The organism is Dyadobacter flavalbus (assembly GCF_006149045.1).
Classification (GTDB): Bacteria; Bacteroidota; Bacteroidia; order Cytophagales; family Spirosomataceae; genus Dyadobacter; species Dyadobacter flavalbus.
In genome coordinates, this window is the sequence record NZ_VBSN01000027.1 from 926,348 (window position 1) to 944,976 (window position 18,629).

Consider the following 18,629-nt stretch of genomic DNA (forward strand, 5'->3'; position numbering starts at 1 on the left):
TCTGAATTCGATCGCTTTAAACAATTTTGTTTAAAGCGATTTTCTTTTTATCAGCGTGAAAGGATTCTTGATAATGGCCCGGCGGTTTTCCCTGATCAGCTCGGCAGCGGTTTTGCCCATTTGTTCGTGATCGGTCGAAATCGTGGTGATGCCGTCCAGCAGGATTTCTTTCAGCGGCGTTTCATTGTAGGAAATAATGCCGATGTCTTTACCGATTGCAAGCTGCTGTTCACGGCATTTTTTAATCAGGTTAACCAGATCATTATCTTCAATAACGACATAGGCCGTATCCGTCACCGCCATGCTGTTTTCATGAAAATCGTAGATAATCTCGTGCTGCAGTTCATGCTGGATGCAGAAGATGCGGAAACCTTTGATGATTTCTTTCGGGTACGGGATCAGCGTCGGAAATATCAGAATAAGCTTTTTATAACCTTTGATCAAATCCAGCGCTTCGTTCAGTGCGTGCACAATGTCTTTTTCAAAATTCTGAAAAACAGAAGAATGTTTCTTGCTGTTCAGCTCAATGTCCTTGTCGAGCAGGATCAGTTTTTCTGAAGGAATCATTTTCAGCGTTTCAATCGCTTCTTCCGCCTTTTCATAAAAATGAGGCATGATAACGTAAAAGTCGTATTCGCCGATACTGTTTTTGATCAGGTTTTTAAAGATATTGACATTGGAATGATGAATATGCAAATCAACATTCACGTTCCTTCCGATGTTTTCTACAAAGGCGTTGTAAATCTGCTTTTTATAATTGCTTATTTTGTTGAAGACCAGAAGGATTCTCAGCGAAGTTTCAATATCGACACGATTGATAAAATAGCCTTTTCCACGTACGGAAATCAGCACGCCGTCTTTGATCAGATGTTTGTACGCCTTTTCCACCGTATCCCGTGACAACAGATATTCTTCGCTCAGCTGGTTTATGGAAGGGATTTTGTCGCCTCTTTTCAGCTTTCCCTTGCTGATCGCCTGCAAAAGCGATTTGATGATCTGCATGTACTTCGGGGCACTTTCCTTGAATTCGATGTCAAATTGTATTTCCATTAATAAAAGCAGGTTAGGGATTTTGGCGGCAACCTTTCAGAAATTACAGAACAGCAAGCTTTGTAAACGGCAGCTGTATTCCATATAAACAAAACAATCCGTTGAGAATAACTACTATTCCCAACGGATTGTTTTGTTATAAAATCACTGTATTATCTTGGCGACCGGCTGCTTCTTTCAGTAGCGCCGCCGGAACCTCTGCCCGGATTGTCATTGCCGGATCTGTTGTTTGGTACACTGATCCTTGATTCCGAAGAGCCTCTTTCCGACCGGCTTGAACGCGGTGACGACATATTGTCCGGCATTCTTTCCTGGCTGCGGTATACAGGCTCGGCAGAACGTTCCGATCTGTTGCTTCTTTCTGAGCCGTATGACGGCACGCTTTGTTCTCTCGAAGGAAAAGTGGAACGCGGTGCTTCATAGCCGCGGCTGCTTCTGTTTTCCGAAGGATACGCCGGTTCTGCTGTTCTTCCGCGGTTGTAATCGTTATTATTTCTATCCGCATTTTCGTAGCGCGTTGCCGGTGCATTGTCTCTTCTGCTGTTTTCGGTGCTTTCATTAATCCGGCTGTTTCCTGACTGATAATCCCGGTTTCCGTTGTACGGATTGTAATTGCCATTTCCACGGCTGCCGCCGGCATCAATGGTTGAATTACGATTATTGTAACCATTGTTTCTGCTGTTGCCGGAAGGTTCATAGCGGTCGTTGCCGCGGCTGTTACCGGCTACTATGACGCGTCCGCGTCCGCTCGGGCTGGCATCAATCGTACGCACCGGAACTTCTCTTCTCGTTACGCGTTCGATTTCATCACGTCTCGGGCCGTAAACATACGTTCTGTTATTGTTTTCATAATAATTATTGATGATGACGGTCTGATTGTAATAATGCGAAACCCGGTTGCGGGGCGCACAGTAATTATACCAGCGCGGACTTGTTATGTAACGCTGCGGGATGAAAACCCACCAGAATGACGGAATATTGACGGAAACGTTGAAATTCATGCCGGGACCAAGCGGCGCCCAGCCGTAATATCCGCCTCCCGAACGCCAGTTAACCCATGCAGGTCCCCATTCGTAATCCGGAATCCAGAACCAGCCAACGTAATCGTCAAAAGACCAGCGTCCGTAGTGGAAAGGCGCCCAGCCCCATTCGTAATCCGAAACCCACGTATTGCCGTATTCGGTAACTTCCCAGTATCCTTGGGTAGAATAAGGCTGAAAGCCCCGAGGTACGTCGGGAATCCATACGGAACCATACTGCGGATTGCGGGTCCATCTTCCGTAAGGCGACAGCTCATCATAGAAAGTCTGAAAGGAAATCCTGAATCCGGGTTGTGCCTGAACTTGATCCGGAACTGAAATACCGGCAAGCATTAACAGGAATAAGCCGAAAATCCGAAGTGAACGCATGCTGTTCATGGCTATATAGATTAATTGTTTTCTGTTTATTAAAATCATTTGTTTGACATTCTTTTTTGCAATTGGTTTAACGACATTTACAAGATGCTTGAAAACCGGATTTGGTTGTTTACAAATGAATGAATATTATTAAAATCACAGATAAGATAATTTATAGCATAAGTGTTTGATAATTAATAATATGCATTCTGATGTTTTGTTAAATCCGACGTTGCTTTTCATTAATTTGCAGATCCGGCTTGCGTGAGGCTCCTTTTTTGAGGCAAAGCATTAACAAGCATTAACAATATTTGAATCCAAATGATAAATCCTGAAATACTGCACACTGAACTTGTTTTCCAGACGGCCCGAAGCGGCGGCAAAGGCGGACAGAACGTGAACAAAGTCGAATCAAAAGTGGAGCTGCGTTTTGATATCAGAAATTCCGGACTGTTGACTGAAGAACAGAAGCAAACGCTTTACGATAAATTATCGACCAGACTGACCAACACGAAAGTGCTGGTTTTGTATCATCAGACCGAAAGATCGCAGCTGGCCAATAAAGACAAGGTTGTTGAAAAGTTTGATAACCTTATACGAAAAGCATTTTTTCAGGAAAAAAGCCGGACACCTTCCCGGCCGACGCTTGCCTCAAAACTGAAAAGGCTGCAAACCAAGCAGCACAATGCAGCGATCAAATCCATGCGCAGAAAAACATTTGAAGAATAAACCGTTTAATCTGAAATCCTTTACTCAGCCTCATGCCTTCTGTTACTACTGTTCAGCCTAAAATCAGTTCTGTACTTACACTTCCCGTTATCGTTGCATCGCTGGGTTATTTTGTGGATGTTTATGACCTTCTGCTTTTTAATATTGTACGCGTTCCCAGTCTGAAAGACCTAGGTTTATCGGAAGCTGAAATTTCCAGAATAGGGGCGGAGATTTACAACTGGCAGCAGGCGGGTTTGCTGATCGGCGGATTTATGTGGGGAATACTGGGCGATAAACTTGGCAGAAGGTCGGTGCTTTTCGGCTCCATTCTTACTTATTCACTGGCCAATATTGCCTGCGGTTTTACGAATAATGTGGAGGTTTATTCCATGCTCCGATTTATTGCCGGACTCGGGTTGGCCGGAGAACTGGGCGCAGGCATTACGTTAATTGCCGAAATTTTGCCGAAGGAGCTAAGAGGGTACGGCGCTTCAGTAGTCGCAAGCGTTGGCCTGGCCGGAGCCATAGCCGCGTTTTTTGCCGTTAAACTCACCGACTGGCGCGTTGCCTATTTTATTGGCGGAGGCATGGGTGTCATTTTACTGATCCTGCGTATAAACGTGCTGGAATCCATTATTTTTAATAAGAGCCTTGAAAAAAGAGGAAGGAAATCAGTCCCGTGGTGGACTTTATTTACCCGTTTTCCAAGACTGGTGCGTTACCTGCGCTGTATGGGAATCGGGTTGCCGACTTACATGGTCATCGGGATTTATGCGACGTTCGGCAATGAATTTGCAAAAGCACTCAACATTCCCGGCGAAGTGCAGGCGGGAACATGCGTCCTTTATACTTACATCGGCATTGTTACAGGAGATTTTTTCAGCGGGATTCTAAGTCAGTGGCTTCGTTCACGTAAAAAAGCCATTCTGCTGATGATTGCAATGACCTTGACCGGCGTACTCTGGCTTATTTACGGCGGAATAAAGTCTGAAACTGCACTTTACATTTGCTATGTATGGCTTGGGTTTTCAATTGGTTACATTGCCATGTTCCTGACGACTACCGCCGAGCAGTTCGGGACCAACCTGAGAGCTACGGTAACCACTTCCGTTGCCAATAATGTAAGGGCCACGGTGTTGCTTACACTGCCGTTTTTTCAATTTCTGAAACCGGAATGGGGCGTTTTGAATGCAGGCGCAATCGTCGGGGCGATCTGCTTTCTGCTTGCATTGCTGTCGCTCTGGAAAATGGAAGAAACGTACGGAAAGGATCTTGATTACGAAGAAATATAAAGAAAGCTGAAAATCGCTTCAGCTTTTCTTTACAATGATTTTATCCGGAGTTGGATATTCAATCAGTTTTGAAAAATCAATTTTCCAGAAATCCAGATCGAGCAACTGGCCTTTATTGTCTTTGGTCAAAGTAATCACAACCGGCGTTCCGTCCGCATCCACATATTCCACCTGAATCAGATCTCCGTCATAAGCCGACACGTCGCCGCCGAGACTGATGCTGCCCATTTTGCCGCCTTCATATTCATCCACTTCCGCACTGAAAGGATAATTTTCAGGATCGAGATTCAGTAATTTAAGTAAATACTGAATCAGTTCTATTTCATTTTGCCTGATTGGCCGGATGTTATTCATTGGTCAGTTTGTCAGTAGCCGGGATTTTTTTCTTGTTACGCCATTGTTCCGCTTTACGGCCCACAAGCCAGAAAGAAAGTGCCAGTACGGCGAAGAAAATGCCTTTGTTGGTTCTGTCCCAGAAATATTCAAAATATCTTGTATAAATGTTCAGCAGGAAAAACACGAGGCAAAGATCGCGTAACGTATCCTGTTTGTTGTTGAATGCATAAAACAGCAAACTCGCCAGCACAAGACTGAACCCAACTGCCCAATACCAGAAATGACTTTGTTTGATCACTGTCCATCCGCTCAGATCGTCGTAATTTCCAAAAATGGATAGTGTCCAGCCTGCAAGCAGAAACAGGAAAAGTCCGATTGTATAAGTCACTTCGCCAAACTTGATCAAAGGTTTGACTCTGGAAACAATCCCGGAAGCCGCCCACACAAACAAGCCGAAAACGGTCATGCGCAGCGGGTAATTCATGCCCATAAAACGATAGCTTCCTCCCGACCAGTAATGAGTTTGTGCGCCCCACCAACCCGCGAAGGAAATAATCATAACTGTCCACAAGAGTGAAGACTTAAGATAGACAGCAACGGCGCCATACGCCAGCGTGGCAATAAAAAGCGGCAAAGCATAATTGCCGTTAAAGTTCGCAAAGCTTCGCGTCCAGTAAGTAATTGCAATTGCAACCGTAAGTATGATGGCTATATTGTAAGTTTCGGTGCTGGTGCGTGCTTCGGGATATTTTTTCCGGTTCCTTTTTGCCAGGACTACAAACAACACAGCGGCAAGCGTAAACACAACGCCGAAAATGGTTTCTGAAAATCCCCATTTTTTGCGCAGCAATTCAATCCATTTTTCGTCAATTACCAGTGCGCCGAATGCAAGCAGGCCGCAGGAAATAGCGGCAATCAGCGCATATATAGCAATCGCATTGACATTTTCATTCCTTAACTGATAGCTGTTATGAAGTGCTTTGGCCTGCTCGGGCGAAATCTTGTTGGTACTTTCCCAAAAACGGATTGCTTTATCAATTACAGCAGCTTCTTTCTTGTCTAGTTCCATGTGTTCGATAAGCTTTGTAGTAATAATTCCTGATCATTTCAAAAGTAATGGAATTATCAACACAAACGGTATGTGTTAATAAGTGTTATTATTAATTAAAAAAGGAATTGTCGGATATAAAAAATAGTCCAGGCATATACTGCCCGGACTATTCTTAGCTGCCAGCGGTTGGCTGCAAGCTATTGGAAAGATAAAATATTTAATAAAGAACAAATTATAAAAGCAGAAACCATGACCGGTTTTCGTCAACTAACCGATTGGATGATTACTGTTTTTTCAATCCGGATAAAAATTCCACGACATCGCGGATTTCTCTTTTGGTCATAATCGTACCCATTGGCGGCATGCTGGAAGGAACATTGTCCCGTTTCGCAATACGTGCCACCGGAATTTTCAAAGGTTCTGCTTCGGAAGTTTTCAGGATCAGTTCGTGGTCATTCTCTTCGCTGAGAATACCGGCTGCGCTGGTTCCGTCTTTCAACGTCAGTACGACCATACCGAAGCCGGGCGACAAACGGGCACTTGGCTCGATAAGTGCCTGCAGAATCTGCTCACGCGAAAGTACATTGCCGATATTGGACAAATTCGGGCCTACTTCGCCGCCCTGTCCGCCGATGGAATGACATCTTACGCATTCCGCAGCAGAACTGGTCATGAAATAACGACGGCCCAACTGTGCATTTCCGCCAAAAAGTGCATCCTGGAAATCTGCAACCGTAGCGCCGTTGGAGCGCATCGGAGCCAGTTTGGCGATCAATGTGCTTGATTTTGTAGAATCCACGGCTTCGCCAAGATCCAGCGCAAGGCTTTGCGGCAGTTTCTTGTCATTCATCTGACCGATCAGATCATTGAAGATACTTTCCGTTTTGGCAACCGGCAAACTTCCGAGTACGCGAAGCATCTGCTGCTGTTCTTTAACACTTCCTTTGTCAAAAATGGTTTTGGAAATATCCGCCAAAGTTGCTGCGGACATGTTTACACTTCCGGCCATTCCCAAAGCCGCTGTTCTTACATCCGCATCGGAATCAGTCATTCCCTTTTTCATCACCGTTTCCATGTCCGTGTATTTCAGATTGTTCAGTGCTGTAAGCATCGCCGTTCTTACCTTTGGGTCGGAATGGTTTGACAATATGCCGGCCAACGCAGCATTGTTTTCTGTAATACCCAGACTTGTGAGCATCTGCGCGGAAGCAATCAGGATTTCAGAATCGTTATCTTTCAGGAATTCAGCAACCAGCGGCTGAACTTTTGATTTTACAGTTTCAGCATTATGCTTTACAGCGCCGCGGTACCGGCCATCCACGCGGTCCATAACAGACGGATTCGCCCAGGTTCCCAAGGTTGCCAGCGCTTCGGCTCTTATGCTTTTATCAACGTCTTTTCTTTTTGCAAATGCAATCAGATTATCCAGCTGCTCATCCGTTCCGACCCTTAATGAAGCATTGATCGCACGTCTTAAAAGCGGTTCGGAAGTAAACCGGCTTTCTTTTAATGTAGCGGCAAGTGCCGGAAGTGCGCCGGGAATGGATGTGTCATCGTTAATGGCGCGTGCGGCTTCGGCAACAATGTATTCATCTTTATCCTGTAAAAACAAACTCACTTTTTCATTATGCATTCTGCGCAGCACCAGTACGGCTGCAATCCGCAGTGACTTTTCAGGGCTACTGGATAAAGCAGCAATCGGTTCCACTTCGCCGATGCGCGACAAAGCCAGCACGGCAGCATGACGCAGATATACATCCGAATCGTTATTGGCCTGAATCATATCCAGCAATGGCTTCACTGCTTCCTTATGGCGGATACGGCCCAGCGCCTGTGCCCCGAAGAACTGAACGCGCGGGTTTTTACTGGAAAGCATCGGGATCAGCATCGGGCCTGCTTCTGCAATTCTTGCATCGCCAAGCACTTTGGCAGCCTGTGCGGTGATTTCTTCATCCGAATCTTTCAGCAGCGTCATCAGAACATTTGCATAGGATTTATCCTGACGAGCCAATTGTCCCATTCCCCATATTGCGTGAATCCTTTCCAGCTGTTTTTCTTTTTGTTCGATGGCCTTGCTAAAAACGGCAGCGCCTTTTGCACCTCTGGAAGCCAGCTCAAACTGCGATTTCAGACGAATACGCATATCATCATTGGAAAGCAGCGACAGCAGCATATCATCGCTTTGTCTTTCATAATTGAGCTGCATCAGCGTTTTAGTCGTTGCTCTTACTTCCTTCAGGTCGTTTTTGTCGTCCGTCACATTCAGTTTCCAGACCCTTCCGTAATTTTTTGTATCCCAGCCGTTGATCCAGTCAGCCACATACAATGCGCCGTCCGGGCCGAAACGGATGCCTGTCGGCAGGATTCCGGTCAGGATGTTTTTTTCGCCATCCAGCACAAAAGATGCACCTTTCGGTTTCAAACCAAAAGACCAGATCGGAGAGCGCGTCGGGTTTCCTACAAATTCAACGAGGAAAAATTTGTTTTTCCAAGCCGAACCTAATGCTGTTCCCGGATTATACTGCATGCCGGTAGGGCCATTGTGGAAATTCTGGATAGGAGGAATGATGTAAGCAGCCTGTCCGTCCCAGCGCGGTTTGTAAAGTTTTTCGTCCATCCATACTTTGTAGCTGTTGTTTTTCGGATCAGTGTATTTTCCATATTGCCAGTTGGAACGCCAGCCGGCATCAGAACCTTCTACAACGTGCACAAGCCTTTCGCTTTCGCCTGGATGGTCGCCGTCGTTATCGGAACTGATCAGATTGCCGTATTCATCAAAAACAAACTCGTGTGTATTGCGCAGACCGTGGGCATACACTTCAAAATCGCTTCCGTCCGGATTGGAACGTGCAATGATTCCGGAGTTTGGATGCTCGTGTTTTACACCTTCGGCCGTAGTAATGTTGGCACCGATGTCTCCGATATTCCAGTAAATTTTACCGTCCGGACCTTCAATCGGATTGGACATGCCGTGTCCGCTGAAACCAATATGCACGCCGTATCCGTGGCTTATGGACGTTTTTTCATCATAAATTCCGTCGCCGTTGCTGTCTTTCAGTCTCCATACATCGGGCGCAATTGTGACAAATGCATCATGTGCGCGGATCAGCAAACCACCGGCAACGTCTGTAACTTCATCAAAAAAGTCATTCAGAACGCGTGTGGAAATATCGGCAATGCCGTCGTTATCGGTATCTTCTATTTTCCAAACCTCGTCTTTTTCAACGGCAAGGTCTTTCCAGTCGTGCACGCCGTCGCCGTTTACGTCTTTCAGCCATTGGTTTTCCTTGCTTTTTTCAGGGGCAAACGTGCTGTGCAGAAAAGCGCGGCGCTCTTCAACAGTCTGCAGGCCAATCGAAGCCGTCATCCAGTTCTGGTGCCCTCGGATATCAAATTCCGAGTTTTTCTGACGGTTTGTGCGGTTCAGGTAAACATTTCCTTTATCATCCATTGCAATCGCCACCGGGTCCGGCGCGAGTGAATCCGAAGCCCAAAGATCCAGTTTCAGGCCGTCCGCCAGTTTGACCGAAACTTTGTCACGTATTTCTTTTGCTCTGGCTTTGCCCGTTGCAGCATCTTCCTTTACAACCAGCGGCGTACTGTTGGTTTTGGAGGTAGAACTTGTGGGCGATAATTTCATGCATGATACAACAACAGCCGTGGTGACGGTGAGCAGCACCAGCGGCTTTTTAAAAAATTTTCTGGAAGTCATTGAGATAGTGCCTTGGGCAGAATTTGGGTTAGTCCTAGTCAGCAATAATAAATTATAGACAAGATAAGAAAAAGTGTAAAATAAATGATTTTTTACTGTTGGAACCAGCAGGATTGGTGCATTTTGCGGACATTATCGCATAGCTTGCGCAAGCTGCATTGCAGCAGCCTTTCTGAATGGAATAATTTTTTGTTAAAATGCATTTTCACCCTGTTAATCTAAACATACTTTAACTGAATGGCTATCCAGGTTTTAATAACACTAGTGCTTGTTCTTCTGAATGGTTTTTTTGTGGCCGCTGAATTTGCAATCGTAAAGATCAGGGCCTCGCAACTGGAACAAAAAGCGCAGGATGGCAACAAAATGGCAATTTTATCCAAACAAATCGTATCAAATCTGGACGGTTATCTTGCTGCAACACAATTCGGGATTACACTTGCAAGTCTTGGGCTCGGATGGATCGGCGAACCTGTTGTTTCGAAAGTTCTTATTGCCGGAATGGAACTTGTCGGAATTTCCCTTGATCCCGAACTGGCTCATCAGATTGCCTTGCCAGCTGCATTTGCCATTATTACGGTTCTCCATATTGTATTCGGCGAACTTGCCCCAAAATCCATTGCGATACAGCGCCCGGAAGCTACAACCTTGCTGTTGTCGTACCCGCTGCACGGGTTTTTTCTGATTTTCAAGCCCATCGTCTGGATCCTGAACGGAATTGCCAATTTCATTCTGAAAGGTGTCGGTATCACGCCTTCACATGGAAGCGAAGTGCACAGCAGCGATGAACTGCGTTATCTCGTTCAGCAGCAGAAGGAAAGCGGCATGATTGAAGCTGCGGATTACGATCTGATCAAGAATGCCTTTAATTTTTCAGAAAGGATTGCAAGACAAATCATGATCCCGCGTCCGCAGGTGACGGGTATTGATATCAATGATTTTAACGAGGAAAAACTGGAAAAGATCATTGAGGAAGGTTACTCCAGAATGCCCGTTTATGAAGATACACTGGATCAGATCGTCGGTGTACTGCACTTGAAAGATCTGCTTCTGAAAATGCGGCAGGGTAAAAAAATCGTACTTACGGAATTGATCAGACCTGTTTCTACGGTACACGGTTCCAAACCGATTGGTGCGCTGCTGCGTGATTTTCAGGTAAATCGTCAGCAAATGGCCATTATCATTGATGAATACGGCGGTGTTGACGGCATTGTAACGATGGAAGACATTCTGGAAGAACTTGTCGGTGAAATTCAGGATGAGTATGACAATGAAGTTCCTTTCGTCAAGAATGAAAATGACAATACTTTCACCGTTTTAGGCTCGGCTTCCATTACGGATATCAATGACAAACTGCCTCACGACATTTCCAGAGAAAGCGACTACGAAACGCTCGCAGGCTATCTGATCTGGAAGTTCGGGCGCATTCCGTCAGTAGGAGAACGGCTTAAAACCAGGCATTATGAATTTACAATCCTGAAAAAACAGCGCAGCACCATTGCACTAGTGAAAATTACGGTACTGGATTCCTGAAACAAGGCTTCCGTTATGGCAGCTATTGGATATTATTGAAATGTATAAGTTCAGTGAACAGCAGAAGGTATCACGGAATAAATGGTATTCCAGGTAAAATCAGGCTTTTGAAAAATTCTTTTGCTTTATAATTCATTAAATCGGCCAAAGCTCGAATCAAGATTCAAATTACAAGTGTGATTTTAATTTCTTATTGCAAAAGTCTGCAATAGCCTGATTTTACATTTAGTAATGCTTATTTGTTCAAGATATCAATGAGGAATTTCCTGAAAGGTTCTGCAAATTCTTTCCGGTTCAGCGCAAATTCAACGGTTGTTTTCAGATAATCGAGCTTGTCACCGATATCGTGGCGTTTTCCTTCAATCCGGTGCGCGTAGATATTTTCGCGTTTCAGCAGAAGCAACATGGAATCGGTCAGCTGAATTTCATTGTTTTTTCCTTTTGGCGTCTGCTCGATGGTCTGGAAAATTTCAGGTGTCAGAATATATCTTCCCGCAATGGCCAGGTTCGAAGGAGCCGATTCAACAGCCGGTTTTTCGACCAAAGTACTTAGCTCCATAATGGAATCGCTGAGTGAATTTCCGCCGACAATTCCGTAACGGTTTACCTTATTGGCCGGAACTTCCTCCACTGCAATGACAGACCCGCCGTATTGTTCGTAAGTATCCATCAATTGCTGCGTTACAGGAATGACAGAATCCATGATGGTATCGCCGAGTAAAACAGCAAAAGGTTCATTGCCAACATGATGGCGTGCGTAATAAATGGCGTCGCCCAGTCCGTTGGCTTCTTTCTGACGTACAAAATGGACATTGGCCATATCGGCAAGCCTGCGCATTTCATTGAACCACATCAGATCTTCCTTTTCTTCCAGGCGGCTTTCCAGTTCCACATTGCGGTCAAAATGATCTTCAATGGCACGCTTTCCTTTTCCTGAAATAATCAGAATATCTTCAATTCCGGAATCCACAGCTTCCTGCACTACGTACTGGATCGTCGGAATGTCAATAATAGGAAGCATTTCTTTGGGCATTGATTTGGTTGCCGGCAAAAACCGGGTTCCAAGTCCGGCGGCAGGAATTACAGCTTTACGAATCATAAGTTTGACTTCTGCTTCCGGCTTTTCGCCATCCGCTTTAATGTATTTGGTTAATAAATATATTTTTTAAATGACCCTCATTTGCAGGCAAGCACAGGAAATTTTAAACCACAAACGGCTTGATTACCCTTGCATTATGTTTTTTAAGGTGTACAAACAGCTTGTTCAGCATGTCATCATCGTGATAAATACCGATAATTGTACCGCCGGAGCCTGCAAATTTCGCTGATGCACCGCACGATCTGGCAGCGTTGATCAGCCTTTTGTTGGATTCCGGAACATTGTAGATTTTGCAGCGCAGGTCAAAATTTTCATTCATAAGTGCATGCAAATCGTCTGCCCGGCCTTCCAGAAGGGCTTTTTTTCCGTCTTCGGCCTTTTGTGCGATTTGTCCAAGCACATCAATGACGTCTTGTTCTCCACGGTCGTAACGTGTCCGCACGTCGCTGTGCACCTTTCCCGAAACCTTGCTGAGATTGGTATTGTAGGCTACGTACAATTTGGGAAGCAGTGCCGGATTGATGCGTTCGTACAAGCCATGTCCTTTCTGCTCGATCATGGCTTTATCGAAATCCATATAAACACAGCCTTCGTAGCACTGAATGACGCGGTCTTGTAACCCGGCGGTAATTCCGAGTTCTTCAGTTTCGGTAATCATGACAAGCTGGGGAAGAAATTCAAGCGGAATTTCAACCTTGTAAAACTGCATCAATGCCCTGAACAGCGCAACGACAATCGCACTGGATCCGGACATGCCCACCTGGCGCGGAATAGACGAACGGTAACGTACCGTAAAATTCCGGTTTGGCAGCCGTATTCCCTGTTCTTCGCAGTAGTCGCCGAATTTTTTTATACCCGCCTTGATCAGCGGAATTCCGCCGTTATAGCCAAGCATGCTAACCGAATCGCGCAGATGAAAAATGCTTCTGAATGTACTTACATCCTGAGGCTGAGATTCAATATGAAGTTCCGGCGATTCATAAAGCGAAATGGAAGCACCAAAATTCCTGACAGAAATGGAGATCGTTTTTCCGTAAAAACCATCCGATGGATTGCCTAATAACCCGGCCCGGGCATAAGCACGTGTTTCAATAATCAAGGTGAAGTCTTTTTTGATCAAAAGTAATAAACTAAAGGACGACACAATCTGCTTTTGCCCTTACTGCAAAGGAAAATATCCTTGCAGACATAAAAAAAGCGCAGACGTAGTGTCCGCGCTTTATATTTTAGGAGGAGGTTTAACGATGTATTTATTGTTTGACAACCTGTATGTTGGCAATCAGCTTTACTTCGTCACCGACAACAACGCCGCCTGCTTCAGTTACTGCACTCCATTCCAGACCAAATTCCTTGCGGTTGATTTTTCCTGTGATTTCAAAACCTGATTTGTTGTTGCCGTAAAAGTCCGTCATGTTTCCGCCGTATTCGACAGCAAATTCAAACGGTTTGGTAACATGCTTCACAGTAAGATCACCTTTCAAAGTATAGCTGTCACCGCTTTTCTTCTGAAGTTTTCCTGCAAATGAAATTTTAGGATATGTTTCTGCATCAAAAAAGTCTGCTGATTTTAAATGCTCGTCGCGTTGTGCCTGATTGGTATCAATTGTCGCAACATCTGCGGAAAATTGAACAGTTGCACCGTCAAAGTCTTCTTTTTCGGATTCCACGCTTCCTTCAAATGATTTGAACGAACCTGTAACCGTAGATATTACAAGGTGCTTTACTTTAAACTGGATTTCGGAATGTGTCGGGTCAATTGCCCAGGTTGTTGTAGTTGCCATAGCTTGAAATTTTTTATGTAATAACATTTAATGTATATACATGTAAATTTAGGAAATAGTTCAGCTTTTAAAAAAGTTTTTAAATAAAAAAATCCGGCGACCAGGCCGGATCAAAAATGATGTTCTATCTGAAAGTGTGCTCAGTTCGGCATTGCGAAAATGCTTTCATCAATTTTGGGGTTAACTTCCAGCGTGTTGATCCTGATGGCCATTGTGGCACCGGGCATGGCCGAAGTTGTGACTTCTGAATTAAAAGGATAATAAATGCCGTCTACCTGACGGAAATCCGATTGCGTATTTTCAGATTTGATTTCCTGGCCGTTGATGCTGGTCTGAACGATAATCTTGAGAATGTAAAAAGTATCTTTCGAGATGTAATTGATTCTTCTTATACCGTTTTTCAAAGTCATTGTTACTTTATAAACTTTCGCGCCGGCCAGATCTTCTTCACCATACAGCGCGAGCGTATAACCTTTTTCCTTGTAATTGTACAACCCGGTCAGATCCGTTTCCGAGATCATGGATTTTACCGCTTCTTCGGGCAAGGCAACTGCTTTTGTCTGGCCCGACATCGGGTTTATTGCCCAGCCGCTGGTTCCGTTGATTGCCTGCACAATCGTCATGCCCTGAATGACCGTTTCGCTGCGAAAACCTTTATTCTGAACGATTGTAGTTGTAATCGGAACTTTCATGTTCATAATGTCCATTTCAGCCGTAATTCTCATGCTGGACAATTTGGAAAGTTTCTCGGCTCCGCCCATGGCAGCAATGTGCTTGGAAACGATTTCATCCAGATTCTGGGCGGAAACTGCATTTATGATTCCCAGAAAAACGAGAAACAGCAGTAATCCTGAACGATTGATTTTTTGCATAAGGTTTGATTGTTTTAGAATTGAAACTTCGAAGTGGTACAATATATTGCAGCAAACCGGTGATAAGCCGAAAAACAAAAAGGCGAGCAAATATGGAAATCTGCTCGCCTGAATATATTCGATCCTGTTCGTTAGTTTTTCAAAGCTTCTGCTCCGCCAACAATTTCAAGGATTTCCGTCGTAATTGCTGCCTGACGGGTACGGTTATAAATCAGTTTAAGTTCTTTCAAAAGTTCCTGCGCATTTTCAGTTGCTTTGTCCATAGCTGTCATCCGCGCGCCCTGTTCAGAAGCATTGGATTCCAGAACGGATCTGTACAATTGAATTTTCAGCGATTTCGGAATCAGTTCGGAAAGAATTTCTTCTTCTGTGGGCTCAAAAATGTAATTGATTTCGGTCTTTCTTGCACTCGTTGATTTATCTTCGGATCTGATCGGAAGATACGGATCTGCATGAATGATCTGCGTGGCTACATTCTTGAATTCGTTATAAATAAGATCTACTGCATCATATCGTCCTTCCGAAAAATCTTTCATAATTTCTTCGGCAGCCTGTTTTACGGCTACAAAGTTCAGCCTTCCGAAAAGATCGGCGTAGGCGGTATGAACGGTAAAGCCGCGGCGGGACAGGGATTCAGCGCCTTTCTTGCCGATTGCAAATATTTCAACATTGCCTCTGAGAGCCTGCTGCGCATATTTTTGTTCAATCAGCTGTAAAGTCGCCTTGATAACGTTGGTATTGAATGCACCGCAAAGTCCGCGATCAGATGTTACAACGACCAACAGCACTTTTTCAACGGGGCGAACCGCTTTCAAAGGACTATCGGATGAACTTTCTGAGCCTGCTGAAACGGTGGAAAGCATTTCACCCAGCTTCTGGGCATAAGGACGCATCTGCATGATATTGTCCTGAGCTCTGCGCAACTTTGCTGCAGCCACCATTTTCATGGCTTTTGTGATCTGCTGGGTGGAATTAACCGATACGATACGGTTACGTACTTCTTTTAAGCTTGCCATTATTTGGAAGTTTAAAGCGTTCCGACGCTGCGATTTAGTTGATAAGGTATAAAGAGAATAAAACTGGCAAAACTAAACGGTTTGAAACAAAGCATTTTGTTTTGCTCAGTCGTATTTCTTTTTTAGACAATCTTGAATTAACGGTATTTTACAGCAACCTCTCTGGCTACTTTCTCAATCACATCTGTAACGCTGTTATCCAGTTTGCCGGCGCGCAAAGCTGACAAAGTTTCTTTGTGCTGTCCGCTGAGAACAGTAAGGAAATCTTTTTCAAACTCTTTAACGCGGGTAACATCGACAAGGTCAAGCAATCCTTTTGTAGATGCGTAAACGGTTGCAACCTGTTGTTCAACAGGAACCGGTGCGTACTGTGGCTGCTTCAAAACTTCCTGGTTGCGGCGTCCTCTGTCAATGGCCAATTTTGTAGCGGCATCCAGATCCGAACCGAATTTTGCAAAAGCTTCCAGTTCGCGGAATTGTGCCTGATCCAGTTTAAGTGTTCCCGAAACCTTCTTCATCGACTTGATCTGGGCATTACCTCCTACACGTGATACCGAAATACCCACGTTAATGGCCGGGCGGATACCGGAGTTGAACAAGTTCGATTCAAGGAAAATCTGTCCGTCCGTAATCGAAATTACGTTCGTAGGAATATAGGCAGAAACGTCACCAGCCTGCGTTTCGATAATCGGAAGGGCTGTCAGCGAGCCGCCGCCTTTTACTACGCCCTGCAGTGATGGCGGAAGATCGTTCATGTTTTTTGCAATCGTATCATCTGCAATGATTTTTGCAGCACGTTCCAGAAGACGGCTGTGCAGGTAAAATACGTCACCAGGATATGCTTCACGTCCCGGCGGGCGGCGAAGAAGCAGGGAAACTTCACGGTAAGATACAGCCTGTTTGGAAAGGTCATCATAAATAACCAGTGCGGGACGGCCGGTATCACGGAAGAATTCACCGATCGCAGCACCTGTAAATGGCGCATAGAACTGCATAGGTGATGGGTCGGAAGCACTTGCTGCAACGATAACGGTATAGTCCATTGCACCGTAACGGCGAAGCGTTGCTTCTATTCCTTTGATTGTTGAGGCTTTCTGACCACAGGCTACATAGATACAGAATACCGGTTCGCCTTTTTCAAAATATTCTCTCTGATTGATGATTGTATCAATAGCAACAGCCGTTTTGCCGGTCTGTCTGTCACCGATAATTAATTCACGCTGTCCACGTCCGATCGGGATCATTGCATCAATCGCTTTGATTCCGGTCTGGAGCGGCTCTGTTACCGGCTGGCGGAAAATTACACCCGGCGCTTTACGCTCAAGTGGCATTTCGTAAAGTGTACCGGAAATAGGTCCGTTTCCGTCGATAGGTTCAGCAAGTGTGTTGACAACACGTCCAACAATTCCGTCGCCAACCTTAACCGAAGCAATTTCTTTTGTACGCTTCACAGTGGCGCCTTCCTTGATGTCGCTGAAATCGCCAAGCAATACTGCTCCGACATTATCTTCTTCAAGGTTCAGGGCAAGGGCTTTAAGGCCAGTTTCGAAGACAAGCAGCTCACCTGCCTGTACCTGGGAAAGGCCGTAAATGCGGGCAACACCGTCACCAACCTGAAGGACTGTTCCTACTTCTTCGAGTTCTGCTTCTGATCGAGCGCCTGCAAGTTGTTCGCGCAGGATGGCCGAAACTTCATCCGGTCTAACAGATACCATAGTATAATTGACTTATTTAGAGTATAGTAGTAAGTTTTTGAAAACTGCCGCAAAGGTAGAGTTTTATTTTGGTTAATAAAGAATGTTTTAACTAAAACCTGTGAGATAAAATTAGATTTTTCCAAGGTTTTGCAAGGAATCACTTACCTGTCAGGCAAATAATGATTTCTTCTATATTACCGAATATTTTTAAAACTTTTTTAGGTACTAATTGTGTTTTTGTTGTAATTGAGTTCGTTAATATCATTTACGTATTCGAAATAATTTTCTTGACCATCCATTTACAGAATGTACAAATTAGAAAAAACCATCTTAGCTGCCGTCATATTAGGATTTTTAGCAACAGCAGAAAGTAAAGCACAGACTATCAAAAAAACAGTAAAACCTGCCTCGACAGTAAAAAAGACAACAAAGGCAGCAGCCTCACCGGTAAAAGCAGCAACATCGTCAAGTGTACTCAAAAATCAGATGGATTCTTTGTCTGCTGCAATCGGCGTAAGCTTTTCAAATTCCCTTACTTCTCAGGGAATCAATGAAATTAACTCTGAAGTACTTACCAAAACGATCAATGCATCGCTCAAAGGCGATAAAACAGCTTTTACTCCGGAAGATGCAAACAAGTTTATCGGTGAATATTTTCATAAAATAAGTGCGGAAAAAGGAGCGACAGTGAGGGTGGAAGGTGAAAAGTTTTTGGAAGAAAACAAGAAAAGAGCGGGCGTAACCACAACAGAAAGCGGATTGCAGTACGAAGTAATAAAAACAGGCGATGGCCCCAAGCCAGCGGAAACCGACAAAGTCAAAACACATTATCACGGCACCCTTACCAATGGAACGGTTTTTGACAGTTCGGTAGACCGAGGAGAACCTGTTGAATTCCCGGTTAACGGTGTGATTAAAGGATGGACAGAAGCCCTTCAGCTGATGCCCGTAGGTTCCAAATGGAAGTTGTTTATTCCTTACCAGCTGGCTTACGGAGAACGGGCTGCAGGCCCTCAGATACCGGCTTATTCAGCTTTGGTCTTTGAGGTTGAATTATTAGAAATTGTTAAATAGGACGTTCAACA

General features: G+C 44.7%; 16 protein-coding genes. 4 read left to right on the top strand and 12 right to left on the bottom strand.

Features of this window, described 5'->3' with window-relative positions:
- Nucleotides 1-30: 30 nt before the first annotated feature.
- Together FEM33_RS09095 and FEM33_RS09100 are read right to left on the bottom strand one after the other, a co-directional pair.
- On the bottom strand, nucleotides 31-1,050 hold the full coding sequence (locus FEM33_RS09095; RefSeq protein ID WP_139011708.1) for a GntR family transcriptional regulator: 1,020 nt from the start codon (nucleotides 1,048-1,050) through the stop codon (nucleotides 31-33).
- A gap of 152 nt (nucleotides 1,051-1,202) precedes the next feature.
- Nucleotides 1,203-2,507 carry a DUF6600 domain-containing protein gene (locus FEM33_RS09100; protein ID WP_229214158.1) on the bottom strand — a complete coding sequence of 435 codons (1,305 nt, stop codon included), beginning with the start codon at nucleotides 2,505-2,507 and terminating at the stop codon, nucleotides 1,203-1,205.
- 261 nt (nucleotides 2,508-2,768) lie between these two features.
- Here FEM33_RS09100 and arfB point away from each other — a divergent pair, with 261 nt between their 5' ends.
- Complete coding sequence (arfB, locus tag FEM33_RS09105) at nucleotides 2,769-3,176, top strand: alternative ribosome rescue aminoacyl-tRNA hydrolase ArfB (RefSeq protein WP_139011709.1); 408 nt, start codon at nucleotides 2,769-2,771, stop codon at nucleotides 3,174-3,176.
- 32 nt (nucleotides 3,177-3,208) lie between these two features.
- A complete protein-coding gene (locus tag FEM33_RS09110; protein ID WP_139011710.1) occupies nucleotides 3,209-4,450 on the top strand; it encodes an MFS transporter in 1,242 nt (413 codons plus the stop codon).
- An 18-nt stretch (nucleotides 4,451-4,468) separates the two neighbouring features.
- Here FEM33_RS09110 and FEM33_RS09115 read toward each other — a convergent pair whose 3' ends face one another.
- From FEM33_RS09115 to FEM33_RS09125, 3 genes are all read right to left on the bottom strand, one after another.
- Nucleotides 4,469-4,804, bottom strand: a complete 336-nt coding sequence (locus tag FEM33_RS09115) for a DUF6984 family protein (RefSeq protein WP_139011711.1) — start codon at nucleotides 4,802-4,804, stop codon at nucleotides 4,469-4,471.
- Entirely contained in the window at nucleotides 4,797-5,855 is a 1,059-nt protein-coding gene (locus tag FEM33_RS09120; protein ID WP_139011712.1) for a hypothetical protein, read from the bottom strand. Before FEM33_RS09120 ends, FEM33_RS09115 begins: the two co-directional genes overlap by 8 nt.
- A gap of 265 nt (nucleotides 5,856-6,120) precedes the next feature.
- Nucleotides 6,121-9,549: a DUF7133 domain-containing protein gene (locus FEM33_RS09125; RefSeq protein ID WP_139011713.1), complete on the bottom strand. Its 3,429-nt coding sequence runs from the start codon at nucleotides 9,547-9,549 to the stop codon at nucleotides 6,121-6,123.
- A 237-nt stretch (nucleotides 9,550-9,786) separates the two neighbouring features.
- On the opposite strand from FEM33_RS09125, the gene FEM33_RS09130 reads away from it, so the two are divergent.
- Nucleotides 9,787-11,079, top strand: coding sequence for a hemolysin family protein (locus FEM33_RS09130; protein WP_139011714.1), 1,293 nt, complete (start codon nucleotides 9,787-9,789; stop codon nucleotides 11,077-11,079).
- A 235-nt stretch (nucleotides 11,080-11,314) separates the two neighbouring features.
- Here the strand turns inward: FEM33_RS09130 and galU are convergent, their stop codons facing one another.
- From galU to FEM33_RS26905, 7 genes are all read right to left on the bottom strand, one after another.
- Nucleotides 11,315-12,178 carry a UTP--glucose-1-phosphate uridylyltransferase GalU gene (gene galU, locus FEM33_RS09135; RefSeq protein ID WP_139011715.1) on the bottom strand — a complete coding sequence of 288 codons (864 nt, stop codon included), beginning with the start codon at nucleotides 12,176-12,178 and terminating at the stop codon, nucleotides 11,315-11,317.
- Nucleotides 12,179-12,281: 103 nt separating this feature from the next.
- Entirely contained in the window at nucleotides 12,282-13,277 is a 996-nt protein-coding gene (locus FEM33_RS09140; RefSeq protein WP_139011716.1) for a mevalonate kinase family protein, read from the bottom strand.
- Between the two features lie 151 nt (nucleotides 13,278-13,428).
- Entirely contained in the window at nucleotides 13,429-13,959 is a 531-nt protein-coding gene (locus FEM33_RS09145; RefSeq protein ID WP_139011717.1) for a YceI family protein, read from the bottom strand.
- A gap of 140 nt (nucleotides 13,960-14,099) precedes the next feature.
- Complete coding sequence (locus FEM33_RS09150; protein ID WP_139011718.1) at nucleotides 14,100-14,831, bottom strand: outer membrane lipoprotein-sorting protein; 732 nt, start codon at nucleotides 14,829-14,831, stop codon at nucleotides 14,100-14,102.
- Between the two features lie 131 nt (nucleotides 14,832-14,962).
- A complete protein-coding gene (atpG, locus tag FEM33_RS09155; protein ID WP_139011719.1) occupies nucleotides 14,963-15,847 on the bottom strand; it encodes an ATP synthase F1 subunit gamma in 885 nt (294 codons plus the stop codon).
- Nucleotides 15,848-15,984: 137 nt separating this feature from the next.
- Nucleotides 15,985-17,562, bottom strand: coding sequence for a F0F1 ATP synthase subunit alpha (gene atpA / locus FEM33_RS09160; protein WP_139011720.1), 1,578 nt, complete (start codon nucleotides 17,560-17,562; stop codon nucleotides 15,985-15,987).
- Between the two features lie 281 nt (nucleotides 17,563-17,843).
- The gene (locus FEM33_RS26905) at nucleotides 17,844-18,023 is read right to left on the bottom strand and encodes a hypothetical protein (RefSeq protein ID WP_310588816.1); all 180 of its coding nucleotides are present in this window, start codon (nucleotides 18,021-18,023) and stop codon (nucleotides 17,844-17,846) included.
- A gap of 7 nt (nucleotides 18,024-18,030) precedes the next feature.
- Between FEM33_RS26905 and bamJ the strand changes: the two genes are divergently transcribed.
- A complete protein-coding gene (gene bamJ / locus FEM33_RS09165; protein WP_310588817.1) occupies nucleotides 18,031-18,618 on the top strand; it encodes a BamJ family beta-barrel-assembly machinery protein in 588 nt (195 codons plus the stop codon).
- Nucleotides 18,619-18,629 lie beyond the last annotated feature (11 nt).